The sequence below is a fragment of the Corallococcus sp. AB038B genome (assembly GCF_003668955.1).
Classification (GTDB): Bacteria; Myxococcota; Myxococcia; order Myxococcales; family Myxococcaceae; genus Corallococcus; species Corallococcus exiguus.
The window spans coordinates 16,675-42,978 of sequence record NZ_RAWO01000019.1; the positions used below are offsets into that span (position 1 = coordinate 16,675).

General features: G+C 70.4%; 21 protein-coding genes. 7 read left to right on the plus strand and 14 right to left on the minus strand.

What is annotated here, in order from left to right; genetic code table 11:
* Window position 1 precedes the first annotated feature (1 nt).
* The 6 genes from D7Y04_RS40440 to D7Y04_RS40465 form a co-directional block, all read right to left on the minus strand.
* Complete coding sequence (locus D7Y04_RS40440) at window positions 2-3,223, minus strand: TAT-variant-translocated molybdopterin oxidoreductase (RefSeq protein ID WP_121762858.1); 3,222 nt, start codon at window positions 3,221-3,223, stop codon at window positions 2-4.
* A complete protein-coding gene (locus D7Y04_RS40445; RefSeq protein ID WP_120578326.1) occupies window positions 3,220-3,882 on the minus strand; it encodes a cytochrome c3 family protein in 663 nt (220 codons plus the stop codon). Before D7Y04_RS40445 ends, D7Y04_RS40440 begins: the two co-directional genes overlap by 4 nt.
* Window positions 3,883-4,415: 533 nt before the next feature.
* Window positions 4,416-5,069 carry a ligase-associated DNA damage response endonuclease PdeM gene (gene pdeM, locus D7Y04_RS40450; protein ID WP_121762804.1) on the minus strand — a complete coding sequence of 218 codons (654 nt, stop codon included), beginning with the start codon at window positions 5,067-5,069 and terminating at the stop codon, window positions 4,416-4,418.
* The gene (locus tag D7Y04_RS40455; RefSeq protein WP_370457322.1) at window positions 5,039-7,570 is read right to left on the minus strand and encodes a ligase-associated DNA damage response DEXH box helicase; all 2,532 of its coding nucleotides are present in this window, start codon (window positions 7,568-7,570) and stop codon (window positions 5,039-5,041) included. The genes pdeM and D7Y04_RS40455 overlap by 31 nt, the downstream gene beginning before the upstream one ends.
* Before the next feature lie 16 nt (window positions 7,571-7,586).
* On the minus strand, window positions 7,587-9,185 hold the full coding sequence (locus tag D7Y04_RS40460) for an ATP-dependent DNA ligase (protein ID WP_121762806.1): 1,599 nt from the start codon (window positions 9,183-9,185) through the stop codon (window positions 7,587-7,589).
* Between the two features lie 3 nt (window positions 9,186-9,188).
* Complete coding sequence (locus tag D7Y04_RS40465; protein WP_120578330.1) at window positions 9,189-10,211, minus strand: ligase-associated DNA damage response exonuclease; 1,023 nt, start codon at window positions 10,209-10,211, stop codon at window positions 9,189-9,191.
* Window positions 10,212-10,411: 200 nt separating this feature from the next.
* On the opposite strand from D7Y04_RS40465, the gene D7Y04_RS40470 reads away from it, so the two are divergent.
* From D7Y04_RS40470 to D7Y04_RS40480, 3 genes are all read left to right on the plus strand, one after another.
* The gene (locus tag D7Y04_RS40470) at window positions 10,412-11,320 is read left to right on the plus strand and encodes an SH3 domain-containing protein (RefSeq protein WP_216669569.1); all 909 of its coding nucleotides are present in this window, start codon (window positions 10,412-10,414) and stop codon (window positions 11,318-11,320) included.
* A 72-nt stretch (window positions 11,321-11,392) separates the two neighbouring features.
* Window positions 11,393-12,889, plus strand: a complete 1,497-nt coding sequence (locus D7Y04_RS40475; RefSeq protein WP_121762807.1) for an anthranilate synthase component I family protein — start codon at window positions 11,393-11,395, stop codon at window positions 12,887-12,889.
* Window positions 12,886-13,449, plus strand: coding sequence for an aminodeoxychorismate/anthranilate synthase component II (locus tag D7Y04_RS40480; RefSeq protein ID WP_120567444.1), 564 nt, complete (start codon window positions 12,886-12,888; stop codon window positions 13,447-13,449). The genes D7Y04_RS40475 and D7Y04_RS40480 overlap by 4 nt, the downstream gene beginning before the upstream one ends.
* A 6-nt stretch (window positions 13,450-13,455) precedes the next feature.
* Here D7Y04_RS40480 and D7Y04_RS40485 read toward each other — a convergent pair whose 3' ends face one another.
* The 8 genes from D7Y04_RS40485 to aroF all read right to left on the minus strand — a co-directional run bounded on the left by D7Y04_RS40485 (window position 13,456) and on the right by aroF (window position 20,423).
* Complete coding sequence (locus tag D7Y04_RS40485) at window positions 13,456-14,052, minus strand: histidine phosphatase family protein (protein ID WP_121762859.1); 597 nt, start codon at window positions 14,050-14,052, stop codon at window positions 13,456-13,458.
* A 51-nt stretch (window positions 14,053-14,103) separates the two neighbouring features.
* Window positions 14,104-14,655, minus strand: a complete 552-nt coding sequence (locus D7Y04_RS40490) for a GNAT family N-acetyltransferase (RefSeq protein WP_120578334.1) — start codon at window positions 14,653-14,655, stop codon at window positions 14,104-14,106.
* Window positions 14,656-14,701: 46 nt separating this feature from the next.
* Window positions 14,702-15,493, minus strand: a complete 792-nt coding sequence (trpA, locus tag D7Y04_RS40495) for a tryptophan synthase subunit alpha (RefSeq protein WP_120600005.1) — start codon at window positions 15,491-15,493, stop codon at window positions 14,702-14,704.
* The gene (trpB, locus tag D7Y04_RS40500) at window positions 15,490-16,695 is read right to left on the minus strand and encodes a tryptophan synthase subunit beta (protein ID WP_121762808.1); all 1,206 of its coding nucleotides are present in this window, start codon (window positions 16,693-16,695) and stop codon (window positions 15,490-15,492) included. The genes trpA and trpB overlap by 4 nt, the downstream gene beginning before the upstream one ends.
* Window positions 16,696-16,706: 11 nt before the next feature.
* Window positions 16,707-17,339: a phosphoribosylanthranilate isomerase gene (locus D7Y04_RS40505; RefSeq protein ID WP_121762809.1), complete on the minus strand. Its 633-nt coding sequence runs from the start codon at window positions 17,337-17,339 to the stop codon at window positions 16,707-16,709.
* Window positions 17,336-18,154, minus strand: a complete 819-nt coding sequence (locus D7Y04_RS40510; RefSeq protein ID WP_199749814.1) for an indole-3-glycerol phosphate synthase TrpC — start codon at window positions 18,152-18,154, stop codon at window positions 17,336-17,338. The genes D7Y04_RS40505 and D7Y04_RS40510 overlap by 4 nt, the downstream gene beginning before the upstream one ends.
* A gap of 223 nt (window positions 18,155-18,377) precedes the next feature.
* Entirely contained in the window at window positions 18,378-19,394 is a 1,017-nt protein-coding gene (gene trpD, locus D7Y04_RS40515) for an anthranilate phosphoribosyltransferase (RefSeq protein ID WP_120600008.1), read from the minus strand.
* Between the two features lie 3 nt (window positions 19,395-19,397).
* Window positions 19,398-20,423, minus strand: a complete 1,026-nt coding sequence (gene aroF / locus D7Y04_RS40520) for a 3-deoxy-7-phosphoheptulonate synthase (protein WP_121762810.1) — start codon at window positions 20,421-20,423, stop codon at window positions 19,398-19,400.
* A gap of 184 nt (window positions 20,424-20,607) precedes the next feature.
* Between aroF and D7Y04_RS40525 the strand changes: the two genes are divergently transcribed.
* From D7Y04_RS40525 to D7Y04_RS40540, 4 genes are all read left to right on the plus strand, one after another.
* The gene (locus tag D7Y04_RS40525) at window positions 20,608-21,858 is read left to right on the plus strand and encodes an NAD(P)/FAD-dependent oxidoreductase (RefSeq protein ID WP_121762811.1); all 1,251 of its coding nucleotides are present in this window, start codon (window positions 20,608-20,610) and stop codon (window positions 21,856-21,858) included.
* A gap of 170 nt (window positions 21,859-22,028) precedes the next feature.
* Window positions 22,029-24,491, plus strand: coding sequence for a S8 family peptidase (locus D7Y04_RS40530; protein WP_120599770.1), 2,463 nt, complete (start codon window positions 22,029-22,031; stop codon window positions 24,489-24,491).
* Window positions 24,492-24,656: 165 nt separating this feature from the next.
* Window positions 24,657-25,232, plus strand: coding sequence for a CPBP family intramembrane glutamic endopeptidase (locus tag D7Y04_RS40535; RefSeq protein ID WP_121762812.1), 576 nt, complete (start codon window positions 24,657-24,659; stop codon window positions 25,230-25,232).
* A 24-nt stretch (window positions 25,233-25,256) separates the two neighbouring features.
* Complete coding sequence (locus D7Y04_RS40540; protein ID WP_121762813.1) at window positions 25,257-26,291, plus strand: 2-dehydropantoate 2-reductase; 1,035 nt, start codon at window positions 25,257-25,259, stop codon at window positions 26,289-26,291.
* Window positions 26,292-26,304 lie beyond the last annotated feature (13 nt).

The following is a 26,304-nucleotide window of genomic DNA, read 5'->3' on the forward strand; positions in this document are numbered from 1 at the left end:
GTCAGTGACCTCCTTCATGCGCCGGCGCGGTTTCAGCAGGGGCGGCGGGCACGAGGGCAGGGTTGGGGTTGCGCAGGCGGATGAGGTGGGCGGTGCGGGGGCGGGTGCCCAGCTCGTGCAGCAGCCGGTAGGCACGCTCGTCCTCTTGGAGCTGGGTGACGCGCTGGGCGGGGTCCGCCAGGGAGCCGAAGGCGATGGCCTGCGTGGGGCAGGTCTGCTGGCACGCCGTCTGGAGCTCCTTCTCCTGGATGAGGCGCTTCTCGACGCGGGCGTTGATGCGGACCCGCTCGATGCGCTGCACGCAGTAGGTGCACTTCTCCATGACGCCGCGGTTGCGCACCGTGACGTCCGGGTTCATCAGCATCTTCTCGGTCGGCGTCTTGCCCTGCGTGTAGTGCAGGTAGTTGAAGCGGCGGACCTTGTACGGGCAGTTGTTGGAGCAGTACCGCGTGCCGATGCAGCGGTTGTACACCATGTCGTTGAGGCCCTCGTCCGAGTGCACGGTGGCGTTCACCGGGCAGACGTACTCGCAGGGGGCCTTCTCGCAGTGCACGCACGCGACGGGCTGCATGACCATGGCGGGGTCGTTCTCATCGCCCTGGAAGTAGCGGTCGATGCGCAGCCAGTTCATCTCGCGGCCGCGGCCCACCTGCTCCTTGCCCACGACGGGGATGTTGTTCTCCGCCTGGCACGCCACGACGCACGCGTTGCAGCCCGTGCAGCGCGACAGGTCGATGGACATGCCCCACTTGTAGCCCTCTTGCGGCGTCTTGGCGTAGTCGAAGTCGGGCAGGTTGTTCTGCTTGCCCAGCTCGTACTTGGCCTGGACGCGCTCCAGGGTGTGGGACGTCTCCTTCGACGGGTGCGCCAGCTCGCTGACGGACATGTCGAGCGCCAGCGGGCGGCCCTCCATGCGCCAGTGGTACTGGGTGCGGGAGAACTTGTGGCTGCCGCGGACCTTGGTCAGCTTCGCGCCGCCGTCGAACCAGGGGGCGTTCGTGGTGCGCAGCAGGTTGGCGTTGACGCCCACGCCCTTGGCCACGACCTCGTGGAGGCCGGTGCGGCCGTAGCCCAGCGCCACGGTGACGGTGTCGTCCGCATTGCCGGGGAGGATGGTGACGGGGATCTGCAGCTTGCGGCCGCCGTACTCCAGCTCCGCGACGTGGCCGTTCTCCAGGCCCAGCTTCTTGGCCGTGGCCGGGCTGAGGATGGCGGCGTTGTCCCAGACGATCTTCGTGATGGGGTCCGGCGTCTCCTGGAGCCACGCGTTGTTGGCGAAGCGGCCGTCCAGCAGCTTGTAGTCGTGGACGAAGTTGATCTCCAGCTCACCGGCCGCGGGCGGCTGGTAGGCGGCGACCAGCGCGTTGGCGGCGCCCGCATCCGGGGTCGCGGTCGTCAGCGCGGAGGCGACGCTGCCGGGGACGACGCCCTCGGAGACCCAGGTCTCCCAGCGGGTCTCGAAGTCGGCGCGGCCGGCCTCGCCACCCTGCGCGGTCCAATAGTCGCGGAGGATCTGGTAGGCGGGGCGGAAGGGCTCGTCGAGGAACAGCGCGTACAGCTCCGCTTCCGGCACGCCGTTGAAGAGCGGCTGGATGAGGGGCTGGGCGATGCTGACGGTGCCGTCCACCGCGCGGCCGTCGCTCCAGGTCTCCAGCTGGTGCGCCAGGGGCACGAACCAGTCGGCGAACTTGGAGGTCTCGTCCTCGTAGTGGCCCGCGTACAGGACGGACAGCGCCTTGCGGTTGGCGTTCTGCTTGGGGTCCAGCACCTCCGCCAGGCCCGCGTCCACCGGGAGGGCGTAGACGGGATTGGTGGCGGTGATGACCAGCGTGTCCACCTTGCCAGCCTTGATGTCCGCGACCAGGGCGCTGATCTCCGACAGGCCCGAGGCCTCCGGAGCGGCGGCCGGGACGACCTTCACGGTCGTGCCCACGTTGCCCAGCGCGCCGTTGATGGCCTGCGCCAGCGCGTGCACGGCGGCGGGCTGGCGCTCACCGGCGAGCACCACGGAGCGGCCGGCCTTGGACTTGAGGTCCTGGGCCACGGCCTGCACCCACGACTGGGTCTCCGGGCTCAGCGAGCCGGCCTTGCCGGACGCGGCGGCGCCCAGGCTGGCGGCGGCGCCACCCACGGCCTGCGCCAGCGCGGCGGCGACGGCGAAGACCTCGGAGGACTTCACGCGCTTGCGGTGGTCCGCCATGCCGCCGGTGATCGACATGCGCGATTCGGCGACGTACAGGCGGTTGAGCTCCCCGTTCTTCGGGTCGCGGCGGTCCGCGAACTGGCGGTTGAGGGCCAGGTTCTCCGGGCGGCTCTCCAGGAAGTCCGCGTCCAGGGAGACGATGACGTCCGCGCGGCTCAGGTCGTAGAGGGCCTGGACCGGCTGGCCGAACAGTGCGCGGTTCGCCTCGCCGGCGGCGGAGTCCGTGATGGACGAGAACGCGTGGAAGCGCGCGTTGGGCAGCTTCTTCTGGATGCGGCCCGTCACGTCGCGCAGCATCGGGGAGCTGATGGGCTCCGTGAGGAAGCGCAGGCGGCTGCCACCGTCGGCCACGGCCCTCTGGCTGACGAGGGAGGAGATGTCCTCGGCCAGAACGCGCAGCGAGCGGGGGTTGTTGCCCTGGCGCAGCACGCGGGCGCGCTGCGGGTCATAGAGCGAGAGCAGGAACGCCTGCTCGAAGACGCCGGCAGCGCCCTGGTTGATGGGGTGCTGGGGGTTGCCTTCGATCTTCACCGGGCGGCCTTCGCGCGCGGTGATCAGCAGGCCGGAGGTGTGGCCTCCGAGCGTCATGCCGGACGCGTAGTGCAGCGGGTTGCCCGGGGTCACTTCCGGCGGCGTCTTCGTGTACGCCACCATCCGCTCATCCTGCGGACGGGTGCTGCACGCGGTGGCGCCAGCCAGGGCGAGCGACGCGCCCATCAGCTGCATGAACTCGCGGCGGGCGAAGCCGGTGGGGGGAAGGTCCGCGCCGACGGGGAATTCCGGGCGGGTCTCCTCCAGGAACTCCGGCGTGGCGAGCTTCTCCTCCAGGCCGAGCCAGTACGTCTTGCCGTACGCGCCCTCCGCGGCAACGGCGCGGGTGGAGGCGTGGTCGAGCGCTTCACCCACGACGTCGTCGTGGGAGTGCGCGTGGGGGGCGGCCTCGTTGCGGCCCGAGACGACCGGGAGCGCGAAGGACGAGGGGGTTTCCTGCGCGGGCGCGCTGTCAGGCTTGGTGTTCATCGGTGGCATGTGGAGCAGCTCGTGCGCGAGTGAACGTCGTATTCCTTGATGAGCGTCTCGGCGAGGGCCTCAGCCTCCGCCTTCGCCGCGGGGGGCGCCCAGGTCATGCTGGTGATGAACTCCGGGGGCCGGAGGTTGGGACCGGGGTTGCGGTGGCAATCCAGGCACCAGCTCATCGTCAGCGGGGCGGACTGCTCGATGGCGCCCATCTGGTCCACTCGGCCGTGGCAGGTGGCGCAGCCGACGCCCTTGCCCACGTGGATGGAGTGGTTGAAGTAGACGAAGTCCGGCAGGTTGTGGACGCGAACCCAGGGGATGGGCTGGTCGGCGAAGAACGCCTTGCGGACCTCGGTGAGGTACGGGCTCTTGTTCCACACCTGCGCGTGGCAGGACATGCACACGGTGGTGGAGGGGATGCCCGCCGACGGGGATTTCTCCACCGACCAATGGCAGTAGCGACAGTCGATCTGCTCGTCACCGGCGTGGTGCCGGTGGTCGAACTCGATGGGCTGTTCCACCGGGCGCGCCTGATTGGTCACGAGCGGCGAGCGCACGTAGGCCAAGAGGCCGCCGATGGCGATGGCGGGCACGGCGAGGAGCATCGCGGCCGACAGGCGCGACACCGTATTCGTCCAGCGTGGGAAGAGAGGGCCGCTCATACCAGGACCAGGGGCAAGGGGACTGAAGGCGACATGAAAGCAGGGGTGGACGCGGGGAAACCGTTCGGCGCGGAAGTCAGGGGGGCCGTCCCGGTCCCGGTGGACCGGGCGGGCGGTGGCTCCTGGCGCTCAGACGGCAAGGCAGTCACGTCCAACGAACCTCTAGGATGGTGCCGTGGGCGCGGGTCCCTCATGAACTTCCCGACCCAATGCGGCGCGGGACCATCATTCATGAGCACGGCAGTGTCAACCATTCTGTGGGGAGTGGGAATAAGGAGCGCTTAGCACCTTCTGGGGCGGTTGCGACAAGTTGCCCGCGTGCGGTGATGAATCCCGCTTCTGGCGATCGGAAGGGAGCTTTGCGCGAGGAGACTCCTCCCTCTGGGATCAATCCCTTTCAGGGCGCGCACTACAGGGTGCGACGGTCCGCGCCACGCATGAAGCGGGGCTACTGGGAGTCCGTGTCGCCGAGGTCGCCGGTGTCGCCGGCGTCGCTGATCCGGAGGACGCGGCGTCTGGCCTGGCTCATGGCGCTAGACCTCCACCACCGCGGTGCCGGCGATGGCGTAGACGCGGTCCTTCCTTCCTCGCCGCACGTCCATACCGCCCGTGAAAGCGCTGAACGCGGGCAGCACGCCCACGCCAGGGGCCAGATGGAAGCAGGGCAGCCGCAGCCGGTCCGCCCCACCCGACAGCCGCACCATGGGGTGGAGGTGCCCGGCCCAGACGTAGCGGCTGGCGGCTGGCTCCGGATGGTGGGCGAAGCGGAACGGGCCTTCGTCTAATACCTCCGCGCGGTCCTCCATCCTCCAGGAGGGCGGAAGGGTCCGCACGTGGCGGTCATGGTTGCCGCGTATCAGCACGACTTCTAGTGATGCATGAGCTTCGCGCCAGGTATTCACGCGACTGATGACGTCCGCGGTGAGCCCCTGGCGCGAGTGCACGAGGTCCCCCACCAATAGGAGTCGCCGGGCGCTGGTGGCGGTGAGGGCGGCGGAGAGGCGGGCCAGGTCGTCATCCAGGACCCCCAGGGGGAGGGGGATGCCGTGCTGCTGGAAGGACTCCGTCTTGCCCCAATGCAGGTCGGCCACCGCGAGCACGCCGGCCTCGGGCCAATGCAAGGCCCGTTCCGGGAGCAGCTCCACGTCCGCGTCCGCTACGCGGGTCTGGCATCGGCCTGGGACCATCGCTCCTTGAGGCGCTGCACGCGGTCCAGCAGGGATTCGTTGGACACGCTCGCGCTGATGCGCTCGACGACGAGCGGGAAGCCCAGCGGCGAGGGCCGGTGGACGTGGACGACTTCGACGGGGTGCGCCTCCAGGCGCTCCAGGGTGCGCGCGAGCCGGCCCTGTTCGAACTGATGCTCCAGCACTTCGCGGCGCGCCTGGCGCAGGAGGAGGTTGTCCGGGTCGTACTTCACGAAGACGTCATAGATGAGCGCGGCGCTGGCCTGGACCTGCCGGGTGGATTTGCGCGCTCCGGGCAGGCCCGGCATCACCAATCCGGCCACGCGGGCGATGTCGCGGAACTGCCGACGCGCGAGCTCGCTCAGGTTCACGCTCTCCAGGATGTCCTCCACCAGGTGCTCGCGGGTGAAGAGGGCGGGGCGCAGGGCTTCATCGAAGGGGAACGGCGTGGAGGTGAGCAGCTCCAGTCCGTAGTCGTTCACGGACAGGCTGAAGGTGGCCTTCTGCAGGCGCGTGAGGCGCAGGGCGAGGAGCGCCGCCAGGCCTTCGTGCACGAGCCTTCCTTCAAAGGGATACAGGAAGAGGTGGTAGCCGTCCCGCGTGCGGCAAATCTCCGCCAGACATCCGCCGTCGCCGGGGATGCGGGACAGGCGGGCCTGCGCGTCGAGGATGGGCCACGCGGCGGCGACCTCGTCCCGGGTGACATCGCCCTGGCGCGCGGCCTCCAGCGTGCGGCGCATCGCGGACGCGAGCGAGGTGGACAGGGGCAGGCGGCTGCCGCCCCAGCGCGGCGTCTGGGTGGCCTTGGCCTTCGCGGGCTTCACGTACGCCGTCATGTCCTTGAAGCGGCTGAACTCCAGCCGGCGGCCCGCGAAGAGGAAGGTGTCTCCAGGCTTCAGGCGGCTGACGTAGGACTCCTCCACCGTGCCCAGGGTGCCGCCGCTCCAGTAGCGCAGCTGCACGGACGCGTCCGACGTGATGGTGCCGATGTTGAGCCGGTGCAGCCGGGCGAGGCGCGCGTCGGGCACTCGGAAGCGGCCGTCCACCTCCACCACGCGGCGGAACTCCGGGTAGGCGCGCAGCGTGGGGCCTCCCTCGCGCACCAGGGCGAGGATCTGGTCGAACTCCTCGTCGGTGAGGGACGCGTAGCTGGTGGCGGTGCGGACCTCGTCGCGCAGGGCCTCGCGGGTGAAGCCTCCTCCCAGCGCGCACGTCACCAGGTGCTGGGCCAGCACGTCGAGCGGCTTGGACAGGGGCGTGCGCGGCTCCACCTCGCGGCGCGCGATGGCGTCTCGGGCCGCGGCCATCTCCACCAGTTCGAGCGCGTGCGTGGGGACGAAGAGGATGCGGCACGTGGCTCCGGGGCGGTGCGCGCTGCGGCCCGCGCGTTGGAGCGTGCGGCCGATGCCCTTGGGACTTCCTATCTGGATGACCCGCTCCACCGGGCCGAAGTCCACGCCCAGGTCCAGCGAGGACGTGCACACGACGAGGCGCAGGCTTCCGTCCTTGAGGCCTCCTTCCACGCGCTCTCGCTCCTCGCTGTCGATGGAACCGTGATGCAGCGCGAGCAGGTGTTCCCATTCGGGGCGCAGGAAGCGCAGGCCTTCGAACCAGCGCTCCGCCTGCGAGCGGGTGTTGGTGAAGAGGAGGGTGGACTGCGTGGGGTCCAACCAGTCCGCCACGCGTGGGAGCATGGTGAAACCCAGGTGCCCGGCCCACGGGAAGGTGTCCACCTCCTCTGGCAGCAGCGTCTCCACGTGCACCGGGCGCTGCAGATCCGCGCTGACCAGCGTGGGCTCGCGGTCCGTGCCCACGACGGTGCGCGCGGCCTCCTCCAGATTGGCGAGCGTGGCGGACAGCGCCCAGATGCGCAGGCCTGGAGCGAATTGTCGCAGGCGGGCCAGCGCGAGTTCCACCTGGGTGCCTCGCTTGGAGGCGAGCAGTTCGTGCCACTCGTCCACGATGACGGCGCGCAGTGAGGCGAAGTTCTCCGCGGCTTGCTCCTGTGTCAGGAGGAGCGACAGGGATTCCGGCGTGGTGATGAGCACCTGAGGCAGGCGCTCGCGCTGACGTTGGCGCACGGAAGAGGACGTGTCGCCTGTGCGGCTCTCCACCTCCAGGTCCGCGTCCAATGCCATCAGCGGTTCGCGCAGGGCCTGCTCCACGTCACGCGACACGGCTCGCAGTGGCGTGAGGTAGAGGATTTGAAGGCCCTTCTGATTGCGCTCCGCCACGTCCGCCAGCGGGCCGAGGTATGCGGCGTATGTCTTTCCCGCGCCGGTGGGCACGTGGATGAGGCCGCTGTCTCCTCGCGCGTAGGCGGCCCACGCTTCTTCCTGGAAGGCATAGGGCGTCCATCCCTTGGCGGCGAACCACTGGCGGAGTTGATCCTGTGGCGTGCCTTTGTATGGGGATGGGCTTCGGGGCGCCGGACGCTTCGCTCGGGTCCTGGTGGGCTTCGGTGATTCAGCCTGCTTTTCCGGCGCGTGCTTGCCGCGCATGCGATTGCGGCGGGGCTTAGTGGGCTGCATGCAGCAGCCCCTTCAACGAGTCGAGCGTGTCCGCGTCCCTGGCCGTCTTGTCCGCGCGCCAGCGGGCGATGCGTGGGAAGCGCAGGGCGACGCCTGACTTGTGGCGCGGGGACGGGGCGATGGCTTCGAAGTGCAGCTCGAACACCTGCTCCGGATCCACCGAGCGCACCGGGCCGAACTTCTCCCGCGTGTGGGCGCGGATCCACCGGTCGAGCCGGCCTATCTCCTCGTCGGTGAGGCCCGAGTAGGCCTTCGTCACCGGCAGCAGGTCCTCGCCGTTCCACACCGCGAAGGTGTAGTCCGTGTAGAGCGACGAGCGCCGGCCGTGACCTGGATGCGCGTAGAGCAGCACCGCGTCCACGGTGTACGGGTCGATCTTCCACTTCCACCAATCGCCGCGCTTGCGCCCCGTCTGGTACACCGAGTCCAGGCGCTTGAGCATCAAGCCTTCGACATTGCGGGCTCGCGACTCCTTGCGCAGCTCCGCCAGTTCCTCCCAAGAAGTGGCTGTCACCGTGGGAGAGATGGGGAAGCGCGGGTGGTCCTTGAGCAGGGCCTCCAGCCTCGCGCGGCGCTCGCGCAGGGGCAGTTCTCGCAAGTCCTTTCCGTCCTGCTCCAGCAGGTCGTAGACGACGAACGCGGCGGGAGCCTCCGCCAGCACCTTGGGCGTGAGTTTCTGTCTGCCAATGCGGCGCTGGAGCCGCGCGAAGGGCAGGGGGACTCCGTCCTCGTAGGCCATCACCTCGCCATCGAGCACCGTGCCTTCGGGCAGGGCCCGTGCGGCTTCGGTGATTTCGGGGAAGCGTTCGGTGATCAGCTCCTCGCCCCGGCTCCAGAGAAATACCTCGCCCTGGCGGCGGATGAGCTGGCCCCGGATGCCGTCCCACTTCCACTCGACGAGCCAGTCACTCAATTCGCCCAGTGACTCCGCCGGCTGCTCCAGCGGCGACGCGAGGTAATAGGGATATGGGCGTGACACGTGGCCGTCCGATACGTCCGGCGCCACGAGCTGTTCGAAGAACGCCTTCGTCGGCGTCCACGTGCCCATCATCCGGTGCGCCACGCTGGGCGGGGGCAGGCCGGTGACCTGCGCGATGGCTCGCACCACCAGCGTGTTGGATACGCCCACGCGCAATTTGCCTGTGAGCATCTTGTTGAGGAGGAACAGCTCGCGGCGGGGCATGGACTTCCACCAGCCCACCACGCGCTCGCGTTGCTCCGCCGCGTCCAGGCCACGCAGGGGCAGCAGTCGCTCTTCCAACCAGCGTGAGAGGGGAAGCTCCTCGGCGTGCTCGGGCGGGAGGTTCGCTCCGTCGAGCAGCAGGGCAATCACCTCCGCCAGGTCTCCCACCGACGCGTAGACCTCTTCGAAGAGCCAGCCTGGGATGCCCGTGAGCTCCTGCGTCCAGCCCACCAGCAGCTTCGACGTGAGCAGTCGCTTGAGCTTCTGACCCGTGAGGAAGAACAGTCCCCAGGCCGCGTCCTCCGGTGGCGTCTGCCGGAAGTAACGCGCCATCGCCTCCACCTTCGCGTTGGTGGAGGTCGTCTGGTCGAGCGTGTCGTAGAGGTCGGCCAGGGCTCGCACGCGTCAGTCCTCCGCTTCGCCCTCGAAGGGCGTGGCGAGCGGCGAGGCATCCACGCCCCGCTCCCGCAGGTAGTGCGACAAGGGGTCGGTGTAGCCGTGCGTGACGAGCACCTTCTCCGCCTGCGTGTCCGCCACCGTGCGCAGCAGGTCCGGCCAGTCCGCGTGGTCGGAGAGCACGAAGCCCCGGTCGTAGCCTCGACGGCGCCGGTTGCCTCGCACGCGCATCCACCCCGACGCGAAGCCCGTCTCCGCTTCGCCGAAGCGGCGCATCCACGTGGAGCCGGCCGCGCTCGGCGGCGCCAGCACCAGCGCGCCCGCGAAGGACGTGCCCTTCTCCGTCTCCGACACCATTTGCGTGGGCAGCATCGCGATGCCCGCCTCGCGGTACGCGGTGACGAGCCCGTTCACCGCGCCGTGCACGTAGGCCGGCCGGTCCGTGAGCTTCCCCAGCTCCGCCAACAGCCGCTGTGCCTTGCCCAGCGCGTAGCAGAAGAGCACCGCGGAGCGGCCCGCCTCGCGGTTCGCGTCCCACCAGCGCAGGATGTCCTGGGCCACGAGGCCCGTTTCATCCCAACGGTAGATGGGCAGGCCGAACGTCGCCTCGGTGATGAAGGTGTTGCAGCGCACCACTTCGAAGGGCGCGCACGTGGGGTCTGGCGTGCGCTTGTAGTCGCCGGAGATGACCCAGACCTCGCCCCGATGCTCGACGCGGATCTGCGCGCTGCCCAGCACGTGGCCCGCGGGATGGAAGCTCACGGTGGTGTCTCCCACGGTCAGCTTCTCGCCGTACTCCAGCGTGTCGATGACCGCGTCCGCTCCCAGGCGGCGTTGCAAGAGGCCTCGGCCGGGAGCTGCCCCCAGGTAGCGTTTGCTCCCGCTCCGGGCGTGGTCGCCGTGCGCGTGCGTGACGAGCGCCCGCTCCACCGGACGCCATGGGTCGATGTGGAAGTTCCCCGCCTGGCAATACAGCCCCTGCGGCGTCACGGAAACCAGCGGCGTTCGTTCCTGGTGGGTCGCGGTGGCCACGGTCCTCTAGAAGTAACGAGGCCTTGGAGCAGGGGCCACCCACGGCCGGACCCTCTCGCGCGCTCCGCTGACAAGGGGGCGGGCGGCCGTGCTGACCTTGCTTGCGCTCCAAACGACGAAGCCAGGGACCGGAGGGCCCCTTGGATGGTGGGCGTGGACAGGGGATAAACCTGGAAACCTCCGACTTCGGACCCTTCGTGATGACGCCGTCCGCGCTCCTCTTGTCCCTCTTCCTGACGCAAGAACCCGACTCCGAGACGGTGCTCGAATACAGCGCCGCGATGGCGGAGGAGGGCGCCGCGCCGGCCCCCGAGAGCTTCGAGTTCACCGCCTTCGAAGCGGGGCGGACGGTCTATCTGGGCGTGGACGAGGGGAACCTGCGCGCGAACGCGGCGGCGGACGCGGCCGTGGTCCAGACGTTGATGCTGGGCACGCCCGTGAAGGTGGTGAAGGCGGGGACCCGCGCGAAGGTCGGGGAGTACGTCAACACCTGGTACCAGGTGGCGGTGGTGGACGCGAAGGCTCCCGCCGGTGCCGCTCCCGTCACGGGCTGGGTGTTCGGCAACACGCTCACGCCGTTCCGCATCGAGGCCGACCTGGACGGGGACGGTGAGATGGAAGTGGCCACGGTGGTGATGAGCAACGAGTTCAAGGCTCGCGTGCGCGTGCTGGAGCCGAACGTGAAGCCGCCCCGGCGCGTGAGCAGCGTGGACGTGCAGGTGGCCTCCACGGCCTACGGTGAAGGCCATGGCGGTCCGGTGAAGATGCGCCTGGTTCCCGCGAAGAAGGCGGGCGTGGCGCTGCTGGAGATGGAGTCCACGCCGGAGCGCTGCGGGGACTTCATCACCACGTACGTGAGCTACATGCAGGCGGACGGGAAGAAGGCGAAGGGCGTGCTCGGCAAGGCGAAGCTCGCGCTGGAGGCGGCCGGGCTGTCGGACGCGCCGAACTTCAGCACCTTCAAGGTGGCCTTCCAGGCGGCCGCGAAGCAGGCCGTGGTGACGCGCAAGACCGTCGAGGAAGAGGAAGAAGGCAAGGCGTGGACGGTTACGGCGCGCGAGGTCTATCAGTGGAATGACGGCGTATTCACGAAGGTGAAGAAGCCGTAGGTGCAGGGCCCGGACGGCCGGGCACCCGGGAGCCCCTCCGGGTGAAGGAAGAGGGGGTCAGGGCAATCGACCATGGATGCGCAGGAGCGGAAGGCAGCCTACCGGCAGCGCGCGGAAGCAGGCCAGGCGGTGCCGGTGTCGGTGGAGTTGCCGGCGGACCTGGATACACCGCTGTCGGCATACCTGAAGCTGGGCGGTGGAAGCCGCGGCTTCATCCTCGAGTCGTGCTACGGCGGCGAGCGCTTCGGGCGCTACAGCCACGTGGGCGTGAACCCGGCGGGCCGCGTGCGGCTGGACCGGGACGGGCTCACGTTGTGGCGTGGCTCGCATGAGGAGCGCCGCGAGGGCCGGCCGCTGGACGTGCTGCGCACGCTGTGGCGCGAGCTGTCCGTGGCGACGCTGCCGGGCGAGGCGCCCTTCCTGGGCGGGCTCGTGGGCTACCTGGGCTACAACGCCACGTCCTGGTTCGAGCCGAGCGTGCCGGACCGCCATCCTCGCGACACGGGCTTCCCGGACTCCGAGTGGCTCATCGCGGAGGACTTTGTCACCCACGACACGCGCACCCAGACGCTCAAGGCCATCGCCATCGCGCGGCCCGCGCTGCACGGCAGTGTCGCCGCGGCGCTGAAGGACGCGGAAGCGCGCGCGGAGGCAATGGCGGAGAAGCTGCGCCGTCCGCTGCCGCAGGAGGCCTACGCCGCCGTCCCCGCGCAGAAGAACGCGCCGGCCCCCGTCGCTTGCTGGGACCGCGAGGGCTACGCCCGGGCGGTGGACAAGGTGAAGGAGTACGTGCGCGCGGGCGACTGCTTCCAGGCGGTGCTCGCGCGCAGGTTCGAAGCGAAGGGCGCCATCCCTCCGCTGTCGCTCTACCGGGCGCTGCGGCGCGTGAATCCGTCTCCGTACCTGTTCCTGGTGGACCTGGGTGAGGCCCGTGCGCTGGTGGGCGCGTCACCGGAGCTGCTGGTGCAGGTGCGCGATGGGGACGTGGTGGTACGGCCCATCGCGGGCACGCGCCGCCGGGGCGGCTCCGAGGTCGAGGACCAGGCGCTGGAGAAGGAGCTGCTCGCGGACGAGAAGGAGCGCGCCGAGCACATCATGCTGGTGGATCTGGGGCGCAACGACGTGGGCCGGGTGGCCGCGCCGGGCACGGTGCGCATCGAGGACCTGATGATCATCGAGCGCTACAGCCACGTGATGCACATCGTTTCCCAGGTGCGCGGCAAGCTGGACACCACGCGCTTCGACGCGCTGGACGCACTGGCGAGCACCTTCCCCGCGGGCACCGTTTCAGGCGCACCGAAGATCCGCGCGATGCAGATCATCGATGAGCTGGAGCCCATGCGGCGCGGGCCCTATGCCGGCGCGGTGGGCTATCTGTCCTTCTGCGGCACGCTGGACGTGGCCATCGCGCTGCGCACCTTCTTCGTGGATGGCGACCGCACCATGTGGACCGCTGGCGCGGGGCTGGTGGCGGACTCGGACCCCATGAAGGAAGCGGACGAGACGGAGGCGAAGGCGGGTGCCATGGCCGCCGCGCTGCGCCTGGCTCGCGAAGGAGGTGGGCGGTGATCCTCGTCATCGACAACTACGACTCGTTCACCTTCAACCTGGTGCAGTTGCTCTACACGCTGGGCGCGGAGGTGAAGGTGGTGCGCAACGACGCGCTGGATGTCGCGGGCATCGCGGCGTCGGGCGCGTCCCACCTGGTGGTGTCTCCGGGACCGTGCACACCGCACGAGGCCGGGGTGAGCGTGGCGGCCATCTCCCAGTCTCGCGTGCCGGTGCTGGGCGTGTGCCTGGGGCACCAGTCCATTGGTGCTGCGTTTGGCGGGCAGGTGGTGCGCGCACCGGAGCCCGTGCACGGCAAGGCGGCTCACATCCGGCACGGCGGCACCGGCGTCTTCACCGGCATGCGGCAGGGCTTCCAGGCGGCGCGCTACCACTCGCTGGTGGTGGCGGCGGAGTCCATGCCCGCGGAGTTGGAGGCCACCGCGTGGAGCCAGGATGGCCTGGTGATGGCGCTGCGTCACCGCACTCGGCCGGTGGTGGGCCTGCAGTTCCATCCGGAGAGCGTGCTGACTCCGGAAGGCCCGTCGCTGGTGCGCAACTTCCTGGAGGGGAAGCTGTAGCGGGCGTCAGTCCTTCAGGTGCGTGGTGTCGTTCCAGCTCACGAGGACCGGCTGTTTGCCGCCGGCCTCGGAGCCCAGCACGCTGATGGAAGCAGTACCCAGGTGGAAGAGCCTGCCTCCGTCCGGGGGCAGGCCCAGCCATCGCGAGGCGAGGATGCGCAGCATGTGCCCGTGCGAGAAGAGGAGCACGTCGTCCTGGAGCGCGCGCGCCTCCGCGATGATGCGGTCGGCTCGGGTGCCCACGTCCTCCAGCGTCTCTCCGTTGGGCACTCCGTCCTGCCACAGCGTCCAGTCCGGGCGCGTGGTGCGGATGTCCGCGCCGGTGCGGCCCTCGTAGTCGCCGTAGTTGAACTCCATCAGGTCGTTCTTCTTCTGGGCCACGTCGCCGTAGCCCGCGAGCACGCACGTCTCCTGTGCGCGCGTCAGCGGGCTGGTCCACACGGCGGCGAAGCGCCACTTGCTCAGCGGCGCGTGGAGCCGCTCCGCCATCTGGCGGCCCTCTTCCAACAGCGGCAGGTCCGTGCGGCCGGTGTGCTGGCTGCTGCGGCTCCACTCCGTCTCACCGTGACGGACGAGGACCACCTGGGGCGCGCGTGAGTTCATGGCGCCAATCTGTGTCAGCCCGTGGCGGGACGGGAGGGAAAAGTGCACGCGCTACCGCTTGCGTGTCCGCCACTCCTCACGGCTCTGGCCCCAGATCTCCACCTCGTGGTCGTTGTAGGGCGCCGGCAGCATGCCCATGCGCAGGAAGCGTGAACCCAGCCGGCGGGCCACCTGCTTCGACGGCTCGTTCGGCGGGGAGATGGAGTGGATGACCTCCGTCCACCCGAGGTGGTCGAAGGCCCAGTCGATGGTGGCCGCCGCGCCTTCCGTCGCGTAGCCCTTGCCCCACGCGTCGCGCGACAGGCCCCAGCCGACCTCCGGGCCCGGCCACTCCGCGGGCTGCCAGGGCCCGAGCCGTCCCACCCACTTGCCGGTGGACTTCTCGAACACGGAGAACATGGCGAAGCCCTGGAGCACCCAGGAGCCGGCCATGGCGCAGACGGCGCGCCACACGTTGGAGCGAGGCTGGAGGCCGCCGATGTACCGGGCGGACTCCTCGTCCGCCATCATCGCCACGAAGCCCTCCAGGTCCTGGAGCGTGGGTGGACGCAGGATGAGGCGCGGCGTTTCGAGGGTGGGCCCCAGGATGGGGGGGGTGTGCATGTCCGGTCTCCTGGCGCCGGCGACGTGCCGGCGCGTGGAGTGGACCTTAGCGCTTCAGGCCGCGCTTGATGTCCGCGCAGAGCTGCTTCGCCGCAGCCGGACCGTCCGAGTGGGCGGCCTTCACCAGCGCGCTGCCCACGACGACGCCGTCCGCGTGGGCCACCAGCGGCCGGGCCGTTTCCGCGTTGGAGATGCCGAAGCCCGCCACCACCGGCACGGACGCGGCGCGCTTCACCAGGTCCAGCCGCTGGGACAGGTCCGGCGGCAGCTCCGCACGCATGCCGGTGACGCCCGCCACGGACACGCAATAGACGAAGCCTCGAGCGTCCTTCGCGATGGCCTCCGCGCGCGCGGGCGGCGTCGTGGGCGCGCACAGCGGCACCAGGTCCACGCCCTCCTTGTCGAACGCGGCGCGGATGCTCGCGCTCTCTTCCGGCGGCAGGTCCGGGAGGATGGTGCCGACGATGCCCCGCTCGCGCGCGAGCTTCGCGTAGCGCTCCTCACCCATGGCCATCACCACGTTGACGTAGGTCATGATGACCAGCGGCGTCTCCGGGCAGCGGCGGCGCACCTCCGGCACCACTTCGTCCAGCACGCGGCGCAGGGTGGCTCCGGCCTTCAGCGCCCGCTCTGACGCGGCCTGGATGACGGGGCCGTCCGCGATGGGGTCGCTGAACGCCACGCCAATCTCCAGCACGTCCGCGCCGCCTTCCACCATCGCGGCGAAGACATCCACGGACCTCGGCAGGTCCGGGTCGCCCGCCATCGCGTACGCCACCAGCGCGCCCTCTCCGCGGGCCTTCGCCCGGGCGAACGCCTTGCCCAGCTCCGTGCTCATGACTTCACCCCCGTCGCAGGCGGCACTCCGCGCGCCGAGATGGTCGCCACGTCCTTGTCACCCCGGCCCGAGCAGTTGATGACCAGGTGCTTGCCCTTGCCCATGTCGCGGGCCAGCGAGCGCGCCGCCGCGAACGCGTGCGACGTCTCCAGCGCGGGGAGGATGCCCTCCGAGCGCGCGACCTCGTAGAAGGCCGTGAGCGCCTCGTCGTCCGTCGCGGTGCGCACCTCCATGCGCCCCGTCTTCGCCAGGTGCGCCAGCTCCGGCCCCACGCCCGGGTAGTCCAGGCCGGCGGAGATGCTGTGCGCCTCTTGAATCTGGCCGTTCTCGTCCTGGAGCACCAGCGAGCGCGAGCCGTGCAGCACGCCCTCCGTGCCCAGCGTCAGCGACGCGCCGTGCTGGCCGGAGTCCAGGCCGTGGCCTCCCGCCTCCACGCCGACGAGCCGCACCGCCGTGTCCGGGATGAAGGGGTGCAGCGCGCCGATGGCGTTCGAGCCTCCGCCCACGCACGCGATGATGGCGTCCGGCAGCCGGCCCATCGCGGCCAGCGTCTGGGCGCGAATCTCCCGGCCGATGACGGCTTGGAAGTCGCGCACGATGGTGGGGTAGGGGTGCGGGCCCGCCGCGCTGCCGATGACGTAGTAGGTGTCCTGCACCTGCGACACCCAGACGCGCATGGCTTCGTTCATCGCGTCCTTGAGCGTGCGCGAGCCCGACTCCACCGGCCGCACCACCGCGCCCAGCGCGCGCATGCGGAAGACGTTGAGCGCCTGGCGCTCCACGTCCAGCGCGCCCATGAACACCTCGCAGGGCAGGCCGAAGAGCGCGCACGCGGTGGCGGTGGCCACGCCGTGCTGGCCCGCGCCCGTCTCCGCGATGATGCGCTTCTTGCCCATGCGCCGGGCGAGCAGCACCTGGCCCACGGTGTTGTTGATTTTGTGCGCGCCCGTGTGCGCCAGGTCCTCGCGCTTGAGCCACACCTGCGCGCCACCCCACGCCTCCGTGAGGCGGTGCGCGGGCGTCAGCGTGGTGGGTCTGCCTACGTACTCGCGCAGCACGCGGGTGACTTCCTCGCCGAAGGACGCGTCCTGCTGCGCCTTCGCGTAGGCCTCTTCCAGCTCCAGCAGCGCCGGGACCAGGGTCTCCGGCACATAGCGTCCGCCGTAACGGCCGAAGCGGCCCACGGCAGTGTCCGTCGTCATGGCACGACTCCTCAGAGGTTGAGGGACTGGACCGTGCGCACGAAGGCGCGCACCGCGTCCAGGTCCTTGATGCCAGGGGAGGACTCCACTCCGCTGGCCACGTCCACACCGTAGGGCCGGGTGGCCTTCACGGCCTCGGCCACGTTGGAAGGCTTGAGGCCGCCCGCCACCAGCACCGGCAGGCCGCAGTCCGACAGCTGCTTCACCAACGACCAGTCGAAGGTGACGCCGCCGCCCCCGTAGCCCGGAGCCGCGCCGTCCAGGAGCAGCCCCGCGACATCACCCACGCCCACGTAGCTCCTGGCCTTCTCCACGTCGTCCGGCCCGCGCACGCGCAGCGCCTTGATGACGGGCACGCCGTAGCCTGCGCAGTCCTCGGGGGACTCGTCGCCGTGGAGCTGCACGGCGGTGAGGCCGCACTCGCGCACGCGCACCCGGATGTCCTCCGGCTTCGCGTTGACGAACACGCCCACCATGGAGGCCAACGGGGGCCGCGTACGTGCGAGCTCCGCCGCCGTGGCCAGGTCCACGAAGCGGGGGGAACCCGGATGGAAGTTGAGTCCCATTGCGTCCGCGCCCGCGGCCCACACGCCTTTCGCGTCCGCGACGCGCGTCACGCCGCAGACCTTCACCAGGACCCTCATGTCCCGTCGCCTTCCAGGCCGAGCAGCCGTCGCAGGGCGCGGCCGGGGTCCGCGTCACGCAAAAGAGATTCGCCCACGAGCACGGCGTTGGCGCCCGCGTCGCGCGCGGCGGTGAGGTCCGCCAGGTGCTTGAGGCCGCTCTCCGCCACCAGCGCGGTGGACCGGGAGCGCAGCGCGGGCATCACCCGGAGCGCCGTGCCAGTGTCCGTCTTCAGCGTGGCGAGGTTGCGGTTGTTGAGGCCGATGATGCTCGCGCCCGCGGCGAGCGCGCGTTCGGCGTGCGCCTCCGTGTGGGCCTCCACGAGCGCGGCCACGCGCACCTGCTTCGCGGCGGCGATCATCTCCCGGAGCTCCGAGTCCCCGAGCGCATCCGCGATGAGCAGCACCGCGTCCGCGCCCCAGGCCGCGCTCTCCTCCACCTCGCTGGCGGCGACGAGGAAGTCCTTGCGCAGCACGGGGATGGAGACGGCGGCGCGGATCGCGACCAGGTCCTCCAGGCTGCCGCCGAAGTCCGGCCCGTCCGTGAGCACGCTGATGGCGCAGGCGCCGGCGGCTTCATAGGATCGGGCCACCGCGACCACGTCCGCGTGCGGGAAGGCGCCGCCCGACGGGCTCTTGCGCTTCACCTCCGCGATGACGTTGACCGGATGTCCGAGCGTGCGCCGTACCAGCGCCTGCGCGAAGTCCCGCGTCGGGGGATGCGCGCCGTGCGTGGGCGGCGGGCGGGTGCCCAGCTCCCGTCGCTTGCGCGCCATGATGACGTCCAGCGTGCCGGGCGCGTCCACGGGCTTCGCGGCCGATGAGGAGGTCGTCATGACGGAGTGCCTCGCGTGCGGAGGCGCGCCGCCGTGTGCCGTGTGGCGGGGGCGCCCATGACGGCGCCTCGTGCGGAGACGGCCGTCGCGTGCTTCGTGACAAGGGCGTTCATGCCGGCACCTCGCGTGGAGGCGAACGCCGTGAACCGCGTGGCGAGGGCGCCCACGACAACGCCCCGCGTGCGGAGGCGCGCAGATGGCTTCAGATTGGAAATGCGCGCCGTCATGCCGCGACCCTCTGGATGAGCGCCGCGAGCTTGCGTTCGGCGGCCCCGGAGTCGATGGCGTGCTCGGCCCGCTTCACGCCCTCCTTCAGGGTGTCCACCAGCCCCACGATGAGCAGCGCGGCGGCCGCGTTGAGCAGCACCGCCGTACGCACACCGTCTCGCTCTCCCGCGAGCAGTCCGCGCAGGCGCTTCGCGTTCTCGTCCGCGTCGCCTCCCGCGATGGACTCCCGCGTCACCGTCGTCAGTCCCGCGTCCTCCGGCGTCACCGTGAAGCGGCGCACGGTGCCGTCCGCGCACAGCTCCGCGACCTCCGTGGGCGCGCATGGCGAAATCTCATCCAGCCCGTCGTGCCCGTGCACCACCCAGGCGCGTCGGCTGCCCAGCCGCCCCAGCACTCGCGCGGTCTGCTCCACGCGCTGCCGGTCGAACGTGCCCAGCAACTGGTAGCGCGCTCCTGCGGGGTTCGTCAGCGGTCCCAGCAGGTTGAACACGCTGTGGAAGCCCAGGTCCCTGCGTGCCTGCGCCACGTGCTTCAAGGCACTGTGGTGCGAGGGCGCGAAGAGGAAGCCCACCCCGTGCTCGTCGATGTCGCGCGCCACCTGCGCGTGCGCCCGCTCCATGGACACGCCCAGCGCCGCCAGCACGTCCGCGCTGCCGCAGCGGCTGGAGACCGCGCGGTTGCCGTGCTTGGCCACCGTCACCCCCGCCCCGGCGGCCACGAAGGCCACCGCGGTGGAGATGTTGAAGGTGTGCGCCCCGTCACCCCCCGTACCGCAGGTGTCGAGCACCACCTCCGCCAGGGGAGCAATCTTCGCCGCGCAGGCACGCATGGCCTCCGCCGCGCCGAGGATTTCGTCCTCGGTCTCTCCCTTCATGCGCAGCGCGGCCGCCAACGCACCGACCTGCGCGGCGGATGCCTCGCCCGCGAGCATCTGACCCATGACAGAGGCCATCTCCTCGCGGGAGAGGTCGCGCCGGCCCACTACCTTGCCCAGCGCTTCCTTGAGTGTCATGGCCTATCCCAGCCTGACCGTTTCGCGTCCCATCGCCTGCGCGATGGCCCGCACTTCACCCATGGCCTTCTCGAACTCGGAGAAGTCCAGCGACTGGAAGCCGTCCGACCTGGCGCGCGGCGGATCCGGATGCACTTCCACGATGAGGCCGTCCGCGCCCGCGGCGACCGCGGCCCGCATCATCGCGGGGACGGCCTTGCGCACGCCGATGCCGTGCGACGGGTCCACGAACACCGGCAGGTGCGTGAGCGCCTTGAGCATGGGCACCGCGTTCAAATCCAACGTGTTGCGCGTCATGTTCTCGAACGTGCGGATGCCCCGCTCGCAGAGGATGACCTGGGTGTTGCCGCGCGCGACGATGTACTCGGCCGCCATCAACAGCTCCTTGATGGTGGCGCTGATGCCGCGCTTGAGCAGGACGGGCTTGCGCGTCTCGCCCACCGCCTCCAGCAGGCTGAAGTTCTGCATGTTGCGCGCGCCCACCTGGAGGATGTCGGTGTGCTCCGCGACGGCGGCCAGCGTCGCCGTGTCCTTCACCTCCGTCGTCACCAACAGGCCCGTCTCCTTGCGCGCCTCCGCGAGCAGCGCCAGGCCGTCACCCTTGAGGCCCTGGAACTCATAGGGGCTGGTGCGGGGCTTGAACGCGCCGCCGCGCAGCATGGTGGCGCCCGCCAGCTTCACCGCCTGCGCGGTGGAGATGATCTGCTCGCGCGACTCCACGGAGCAGGGGCCCGCGATGACGTGGATGGCCGCGCCGCCGAGCGTGAGGTTGCCCACACGCACCAGGCTGTCCTCCGGCTTCACCTCGCGGCTGACCAGCTTGAACGGCTGGGAGATGGCGACCGCGTCCGCGACGCCGGGCAGCACGCGGAAGGGCTCCGGCTCCACCGCGCCCGGGTTGCCGGTGATGCCGATGGCGGTGCGAGAGCCTCCTGTGATCGCGTGCGGATGCCAGCCACGGCGGCGGATCTCATCGTTCACTCGCTCGATGTCCTGGTCCGTCGCGTCTGGGCGCATCACGATCAGCATGGGGAACTCCTGCTCTTTCTCTCCAAAGGGCACGCGGGCGGATGCCTGCGTGGGTGTGCTTGGAGCACCGTGCACACGGCAACCTTTGCCGTAACTGTCGGATGCCCGCAACCGAACCAGAGTCTTGCTTGCACGTCCTGGCGTTATCAAGCCAGGGTCCGAACGCTCGTACGGGAGGCGGACCATGGCGAAGCGGCCCGGGGTCATCGTGGTGGGTGGGGGGCTCGCGGGCCTGGCGTGTGCGACGGCGCTGCTCGAGGCCCGCGTGGACGCGCACGTGCTGGAAGCAGGGGACTCACCGGGCGGAAGAGTGCGCACCGACTCGCACGAAGGGTTCCTCCTGGACCGGGGCTTCCAGGTGTACCTCACCGCCTACCCGGAAGGTCAGCGGGTGCTGGACCTGAAGGCCCTCTCGCTCCAACGCTTCATCCCCGGCGCGAAGGTGTGGCGGGGTGGGCGGCTGCACACGCTGGCGGACCCGCTGCGGCATCCCGTCACGGCGGTGTCGCATCTGTTCGACGCACCAGGAGGTCTGTCGGACAAGCTGCGCGTGTTGGAGCTGCGGCAGCACGCGACGTCTGGCGAATTGGGCGACTTGTGGCAGCGGCCCCAGCAGGAGTCGCGGCGCTTCCTGCTGGACCTGGGCTTCTCCGAGGAGATGCTCGAAGCGTTCTTCACGCCCTTCCTCGGCGGCATCTTCCTGGAGCGGGGGCTGACGACGTCCAGCCGGATGCTGGAGTTCGTGTTCCGGATGTTCGCGACGGGGTACGCGGCCGTCCCCGCGCAGGGGATGGGCGCCATCCCCGAACAGCTGGCGGCGAAGCTGCCCTCAGGCGCGCTGCGGATGCGCGTGCGCGTGGAGGAGGTCTGGGGGCACCGCGTGCGCCTGCCGGGCAGTGAGCTGCTGCACGCGGACGCCGTGGTGGTGGCGACGGATCCAGGCAGCGCGGCGTCGCTGCTCGTGGGCATGCCCGCGCCCCGGATGAACCGCGCGACGTGTCTGTACTTCGCGGCGCCGGAGCCGCCGGTGGAGGGGCCGTGGCTCGTGCTCAATGGTGAGGGGCGCGGACCGGTGAACAACGTGGCGGTGATGAGCGAGGTGTCCGCCGCGTACGCACCCCCAGGCCAGGCGCTGGTGTCCGTGTCGGTGGTGGACGACCCGGGCGGCGCGGACTCACTGGAGGCGCGCGTGCGTGCGCAGCTCACGGAGTGGTTCGGCGCGGCGGTGTCCGCGTGGCGGCATCTGCGCACGTACACGCTCGTGGAGGCACTGCCCGCGCAGCCTCCGTCCGCGCTGGTGGAACCGCACCGGCCCGTACGGCTGGCCGCGGGGCTCTACGTGTGCGGAGACCACCGCGAGAACGCGTCCATCGACGGAGCGCTCGCGTCAGGGCGCCGCGCGGCGGAGGCGGTGTTGCAGGACCTGGGGAGATAGTCCTCCCTGTTGCCTGCGAAGCTGCGCGTTGCCTTCCAGACAACACCTCGCGTGAGGGTGAAACCGCGAAGGACGGGGGACCAGCCAGCCAGGCCCCGGATAGCTGGACGCATTGCCCGCAGCGGACCTAGGGTCGGACGCTCTCACACGTTCTTCCAAGGATTCCGTTCATGCTCCGCCGCCTTGCCCTCCTGGGATTGCTCGGTCTCGCGGCCTGTCCCGGCGAAAACAGCGACGACGATGACACTGATGCGACGAAGGGGACCGTCTCGGGCTCCCTGCAGCCGTTCCAGGCTGGCTCCGCCGCCGCGAACGCCAGCTCGTCGCTGGATGCGTTCTTCTCCCTGCCGGGCTCGAAGAACCTGTCCCAGAAGGTCTCCAAGGCCCTGGCCGCGCAAGGCGTGTGGCGCACGGGCATCCCGTCCAAGCAGCTGACGCACGAGGCGTCGCTGCTGCCGGGAGAAATCATCATCCGCTTCGACACGCCGGGGCTGTCCGCGGAGGAGGCCGTCGCGCAGGCGCGCGTCGCGGGCTACCACGTCGTGCACCAGGCCTTCCTGAGCGATACTCAGCACCTGCTGCGCTACGAAGTGAGCCAGCCGCAGGCGATGTCCGGTGGCGCCCCCACCGTGCGCGCGCTCACCCAGGCGGAGCACGTGCGCGTGCTTTCCCAGGTGCTGGCCGTGCAGGGCGTGCAGAACGCGGAGAGCAACGTCCGCGTGCGGGCGCAGGCCGTGCCGAATGATCCGCTCTACTCGCGGCAGTGGCACTACAAGAACATGAACCTGCCGGCGGCCTGGGACCTGGGCACGGGCAGCGCGTCCATCGTCGTGGCGGTGGTGGACACCGGCATCACGTCGCATCCGGACCTGAACACGCGCGTGCTGCCGGGCATGGACCTCATCTCCAGCCTCACCAACGCGGGCGACGGCGATGGCGTGGACACGGACCCGACGGACAACGGCAAGGACCTGCCCAACGGCGGCTCGTCGTTCCACGGCACGCACGTGGCGGGGACCATTGGCGCGTCGTCCGACAACGGCTTGGGCGTGGCGGGCGTCACCTGGTCCGGCCGCAACATCCTGCCGGTGCGCGTGCTGGGCACGCAGGGCGGCTCGCTGGCGGACATCATCGCGGGCGTCACCTGGGCCAGCGGCGGCCCCGTCACCGGCGTGCGGCTGAACACCACGCCCGCGCGGGTCATCAACATGAGCCTGGGCGGCGACGGTCCTGCGTCGACGGAGATGCAGACCGCCATCAACGCGGCCAACGCGCGCGGGGCCATCCTGGTGGTGGCCGCGGGCAACGAGAACGTCAACACCAACGGCAGCTTCCCCTGCAACCAGCAGAACGTCATCTGCGTGGGCGCGGTGCGCTTCAACGGCAAGCGCGCCAGCTACTCCAACTTCGGCACGCAGGTGGACGTGATGGCCGCTGGCGGCCAGACGAGCGAGGACCGCAACGGCGACGGCTTCCCGGACGGCGTGCTGTCCACGCTGCCCAACAGCACCAACCAGCCTTCCTACGAGTGGTACCAGGGCACCAGCATGGCCACCCCGCACGTGGCGGGCATCGTGGCGCTGATGCTGGCGCAGGACTCCAAGCTCACGGCGGCGGACGTGGAGGCCATCCTGAAGGACACCGCGGACAAGACGAGCCAGTGCTCCGAGGGCTGCGGCGCGGGCCTGGTGGACGCGTACGCCGCGGTGCTGCGCGCCAAGGGCGGCGGTGACCCGACGCTGCCCCCGAAGCTCGCCATCACCACCACGCAGTTGTCCTTCACCGGCGCGTCGTCGCAGGCGCTGACGGTGCGCAATAACGGCGGTGGCACGCTGCAGGTGAGCGTGGCCGTCTCCGGCGCCAACGCCTCCGCGGTGTCCGTCTCCAGCACCTCGCTGTCGGTCCCCGCGTACAAGTCCACGGCGCTGAACGTGACCGTCACCCCGGGCTCGCTGGCGCCGGGCAGCTACGTGGCGCAGATCGACCTGACCGGCGCGTCGAGCGCGGGCAACGCGCAGGTGCTGGTGAAGTTCCGCGTGGGCGCCTCGGATGAGAAGGACGCCGTCATCGGGTTCGCGTACCTGGACGCGGCGGGCGAGGTGCAGGTCGACGACGACGGTATCTCCGTGGTGCGCGCGGCCGGTGGGTACAACTTCAGCCTGAAGGTGACCCCGCGCGACTACCTGGTGCTGGCGTCCATCGACGACACCGGCGAAGGGGACTACTTCGAGGACGGCGACCGCGTGGGCTTCTGGCGCGACACCACCCAGGTGGAGACCGTGACGGTCACCAAGGGCAAGACGACCAGCGACATCAGCTTCACGCTGGTGCCCTACCAGTCGGACGACGACCACACGCCCACGACGACCATCGGTGGGGCCTGCACCACCAACAGCACGTGCGGCACGGACGGCCAGTGCCTCACCGGCGCCAGCTTCCCGGGCGGCTACTGCACCCAGAGCTGCATGACGGCCGGCTGCCCGTCGGGTTCGGACTGCTACAGCAATGACCGGGGCGCCACCGCCTACTGCTTCGTGACCTGCACGCCGTCGAGCAGCAACACCCAGGGGTCGTGCCGCACGGGCTACCGGTGCGTGAGCGACGGCGCGGGCAGCGGCGCGTGCCTCCCGTAGTGTCGTGAAGGTTCGTACCGGCGCCGGCGGTGCACGCGTGAACGTGCCCGCCGGTGTCCATCGCGCCGGGGTACGCTGCCGCGCGCGATGACTGCTTCTCCTGTTGGATCGCCGTCAGCCGGTGACGCGGCCCTTCCACTCTGGCGGGTCGCGGCCGCTGGCGGCGTGCTGGCCTGGACGGCGCTGGTGCACGTGCATCCGCCGCGCTTCTTCGCTGTCGCTTCCGTCTTCTGCGCCGTCTGGCTCGCGGTGACGTGGCGGGCGATGGGCCCCTGGCGAAGGCTGCCTCCCTCCCTGTCGCTCCCGGATACCGCGTGGGGTGTCGCCCAGGCGGTGGTGCTGTTCGCGGGCGCGAGGGCCTTCCTGTGGGCGTTCTGCGGCGGCTTCACCGACGCGCTCTGCGGACCTCTGCAATCCATCTACGCGACGTTCGGCACGGGTTCGCTGGGGACGGCGCTGGCCCTGGTGCTGCTGCTCGTTCCGGCGGAGGAGCTGTTCTGGCGCGGATGGGTGCAGGGTGCGCTGCGTCCCCGGCTGGGCCGGTGGGGCGCGGTCGCTGGGTCGGCGGTGCTGTCGAGCGTCGTGCTGCTGGGCTTCGGTGAGCCGCTGCTGGCCCTTGCCGCGCTGCCCACGTCGCTCGCCTGGGGCGCGCTGGCCGAGTGGCGTCGGACGCCTGCCGCTTCCTGGGTGAGCCATGCCTTGTGGGACGTGCTCATCGTCGTGGTGTGGCCCGCGACGTGAGCGCGCGTGCCACAATACGCGCCCATGGCTTCGACTCCTGAGGTGGTCGTCTTCGGCGCGGGCAGCATCGGCTGTTACGTGGGTGGGCGGCTCGCCGCGACGGGCGCGACGGTGCGCTTCATTGGCCGCGAGCGGGTGGTGGCGGAGGTGCGTGCGCACGGCCTGCACCTGACGGACTGGCAGGGCGCGGACCTGAAGGTGCCCGCGGCGGACGTGCGCATCGACACGGGGCCGGAGGCGCTGTCCACGGCGGACCTGGTGCTCGTCACGGTGAAGTCCGCGGCGACGGAGGAGGCGGGACAGACGCTCGCGCCGCGGCTCAAGCCCGGGGCCATCGTCATCAGCTTCCAGAACGGACTGCACAACGCGGCGGTGCTACGCGGTCTGCTGCCCAGCCACACGGTGCTCACGGGCATGGTGCCCTTCAACGTCGCGGCGCAGGGGCAGGGGCATTTCCACGCGGGGTCGGAAGGCACGCTGGAGGTGGAGCGGCACGCGGTGCTCGCGCCGTTCGTGGATGCATTCACCCGCGCGGGGCTGGCGTTGAAGCAGCACGCGGACATCGTCGCGGTCCAGTGGGCGAAGCTGTTGTTCAACCTCAACAACGCGCTCAACGCGCTGGCGAACCTGCCGTTGAAGGAGGAGCTGTCACAGCGCGCGTGGCGGCGGTGCCTGGCCCTCGCGCAGGGCGAGGCGCTCGCGGTGCTGGGGCGCGCCGGGGTGAAGCCCGCGAAGCTGACGCCGCTGCCGCCGGGATGGATTCCGGTGCTGCTGGGCGCTCCAGACGCGGTGTTCTCGGTGCTGGCGAAGAAGATGCTGGCCATCGACCCGAAGGCGCGCTCGTCCATGTGGGACGACCTGCACGCGGGCCGCAAGACGGAGGTGGACTACCTCAACGGCGAGGTGGTCCGGCTGGCCCACCAACACGGCGTCTCCGCTCCGGTGAACTCACGACTCGTGGAGCTCATCCGCGAGGCGGAAGCGGGGCAGCGCCGCCAGTGGACCGGTGAGGCGCTGCTCGTGGACCTGAAGAAGGCGGAGCTGGCGAACAGGGGCTGACCTGTGCGTGGCG

Coding starts and splice junctions, on each gene's coding strand:
- D7Y04_RS40505 (WP_121762809.1), bottom strand. CDS start 17,339: ATGAGGGTCCTGGTGAAGGTCTGCGGCGTGACGCGCGTCGCGGACGCG.
- D7Y04_RS40440 (WP_121762858.1), bottom strand. CDS start 3,223: ATGAACACCAAGCCTGACAGCGCGCCCGCGCAGGAAACCCCCTCGTCC.
- trpA (WP_120600005.1), bottom strand. CDS start 15,493: ATGAGCACGGAGCTGGGCAAGGCGTTCGCCCGGGCGAAGGCCCGCGGA.
- D7Y04_RS40485 (WP_121762859.1), bottom strand. CDS start 14,052: ATGAACTCACGCGCGCCCCAGGTGGTCCTCGTCCGTCACGGTGAGACG.
- D7Y04_RS40510 (WP_199749814.1), bottom strand. CDS start 18,154: ATGACGACCTCCTCATCGGCCGCGAAGCCCGTGGACGCGCCCGGCACG.
- D7Y04_RS40470 (WP_216669569.1), top strand. CDS start 10,412: ATGACGCCGTCCGCGCTCCTCTTGTCCCTCTTCCTGACGCAAGAACCC.
- D7Y04_RS40455 (WP_370457322.1), bottom strand. CDS start 7,570: ATGCGCGGCAAGCACGCGCCGGAAAAGCAGGCTGAATCACCGAAGCCC.
- pdeM (WP_121762804.1), bottom strand. CDS start 5,069: ATGGTCCCAGGCCGATGCCAGACCCGCGTAGCGGACGCGGACGTGGAG.
- trpD (WP_120600008.1), bottom strand. CDS start 19,394: ATGACACTCAAGGAAGCGCTGGGCAAGGTAGTGGGCCGGCGCGACCTC.
- D7Y04_RS40490 (WP_120578334.1), bottom strand. CDS start 14,655: ATGCACACCCCCCCCATCCTGGGGCCCACCCTCGAAACGCCGCGCCTC.
- D7Y04_RS40525 (WP_121762811.1), top strand. CDS start 20,608: ATGGCGAAGCGGCCCGGGGTCATCGTGGTGGGTGGGGGGCTCGCGGGC.
- D7Y04_RS40540 (WP_121762813.1), top strand. CDS start 25,257: ATGGCTTCGACTCCTGAGGTGGTCGTCTTCGGCGCGGGCAGCATCGGC.
- trpB (WP_121762808.1), bottom strand. CDS start 16,695: ATGACGACGGACACTGCCGTGGGCCGCTTCGGCCGTTACGGCGGACGC.
- D7Y04_RS40530 (WP_120599770.1), top strand. CDS start 22,029: ATGCTCCGCCGCCTTGCCCTCCTGGGATTGCTCGGTCTCGCGGCCTGT.
- D7Y04_RS40475 (WP_121762807.1), top strand. CDS start 11,393: ATGGATGCGCAGGAGCGGAAGGCAGCCTACCGGCAGCGCGCGGAAGCA.
- D7Y04_RS40445 (WP_120578326.1), bottom strand. CDS start 3,882: ATGAGCGGCCCTCTCTTCCCACGCTGGACGAATACGGTGTCGCGCCTG.
- aroF (WP_121762810.1), bottom strand. CDS start 20,423: ATGCTGATCGTGATGCGCCCAGACGCGACGGACCAGGACATCGAGCGA.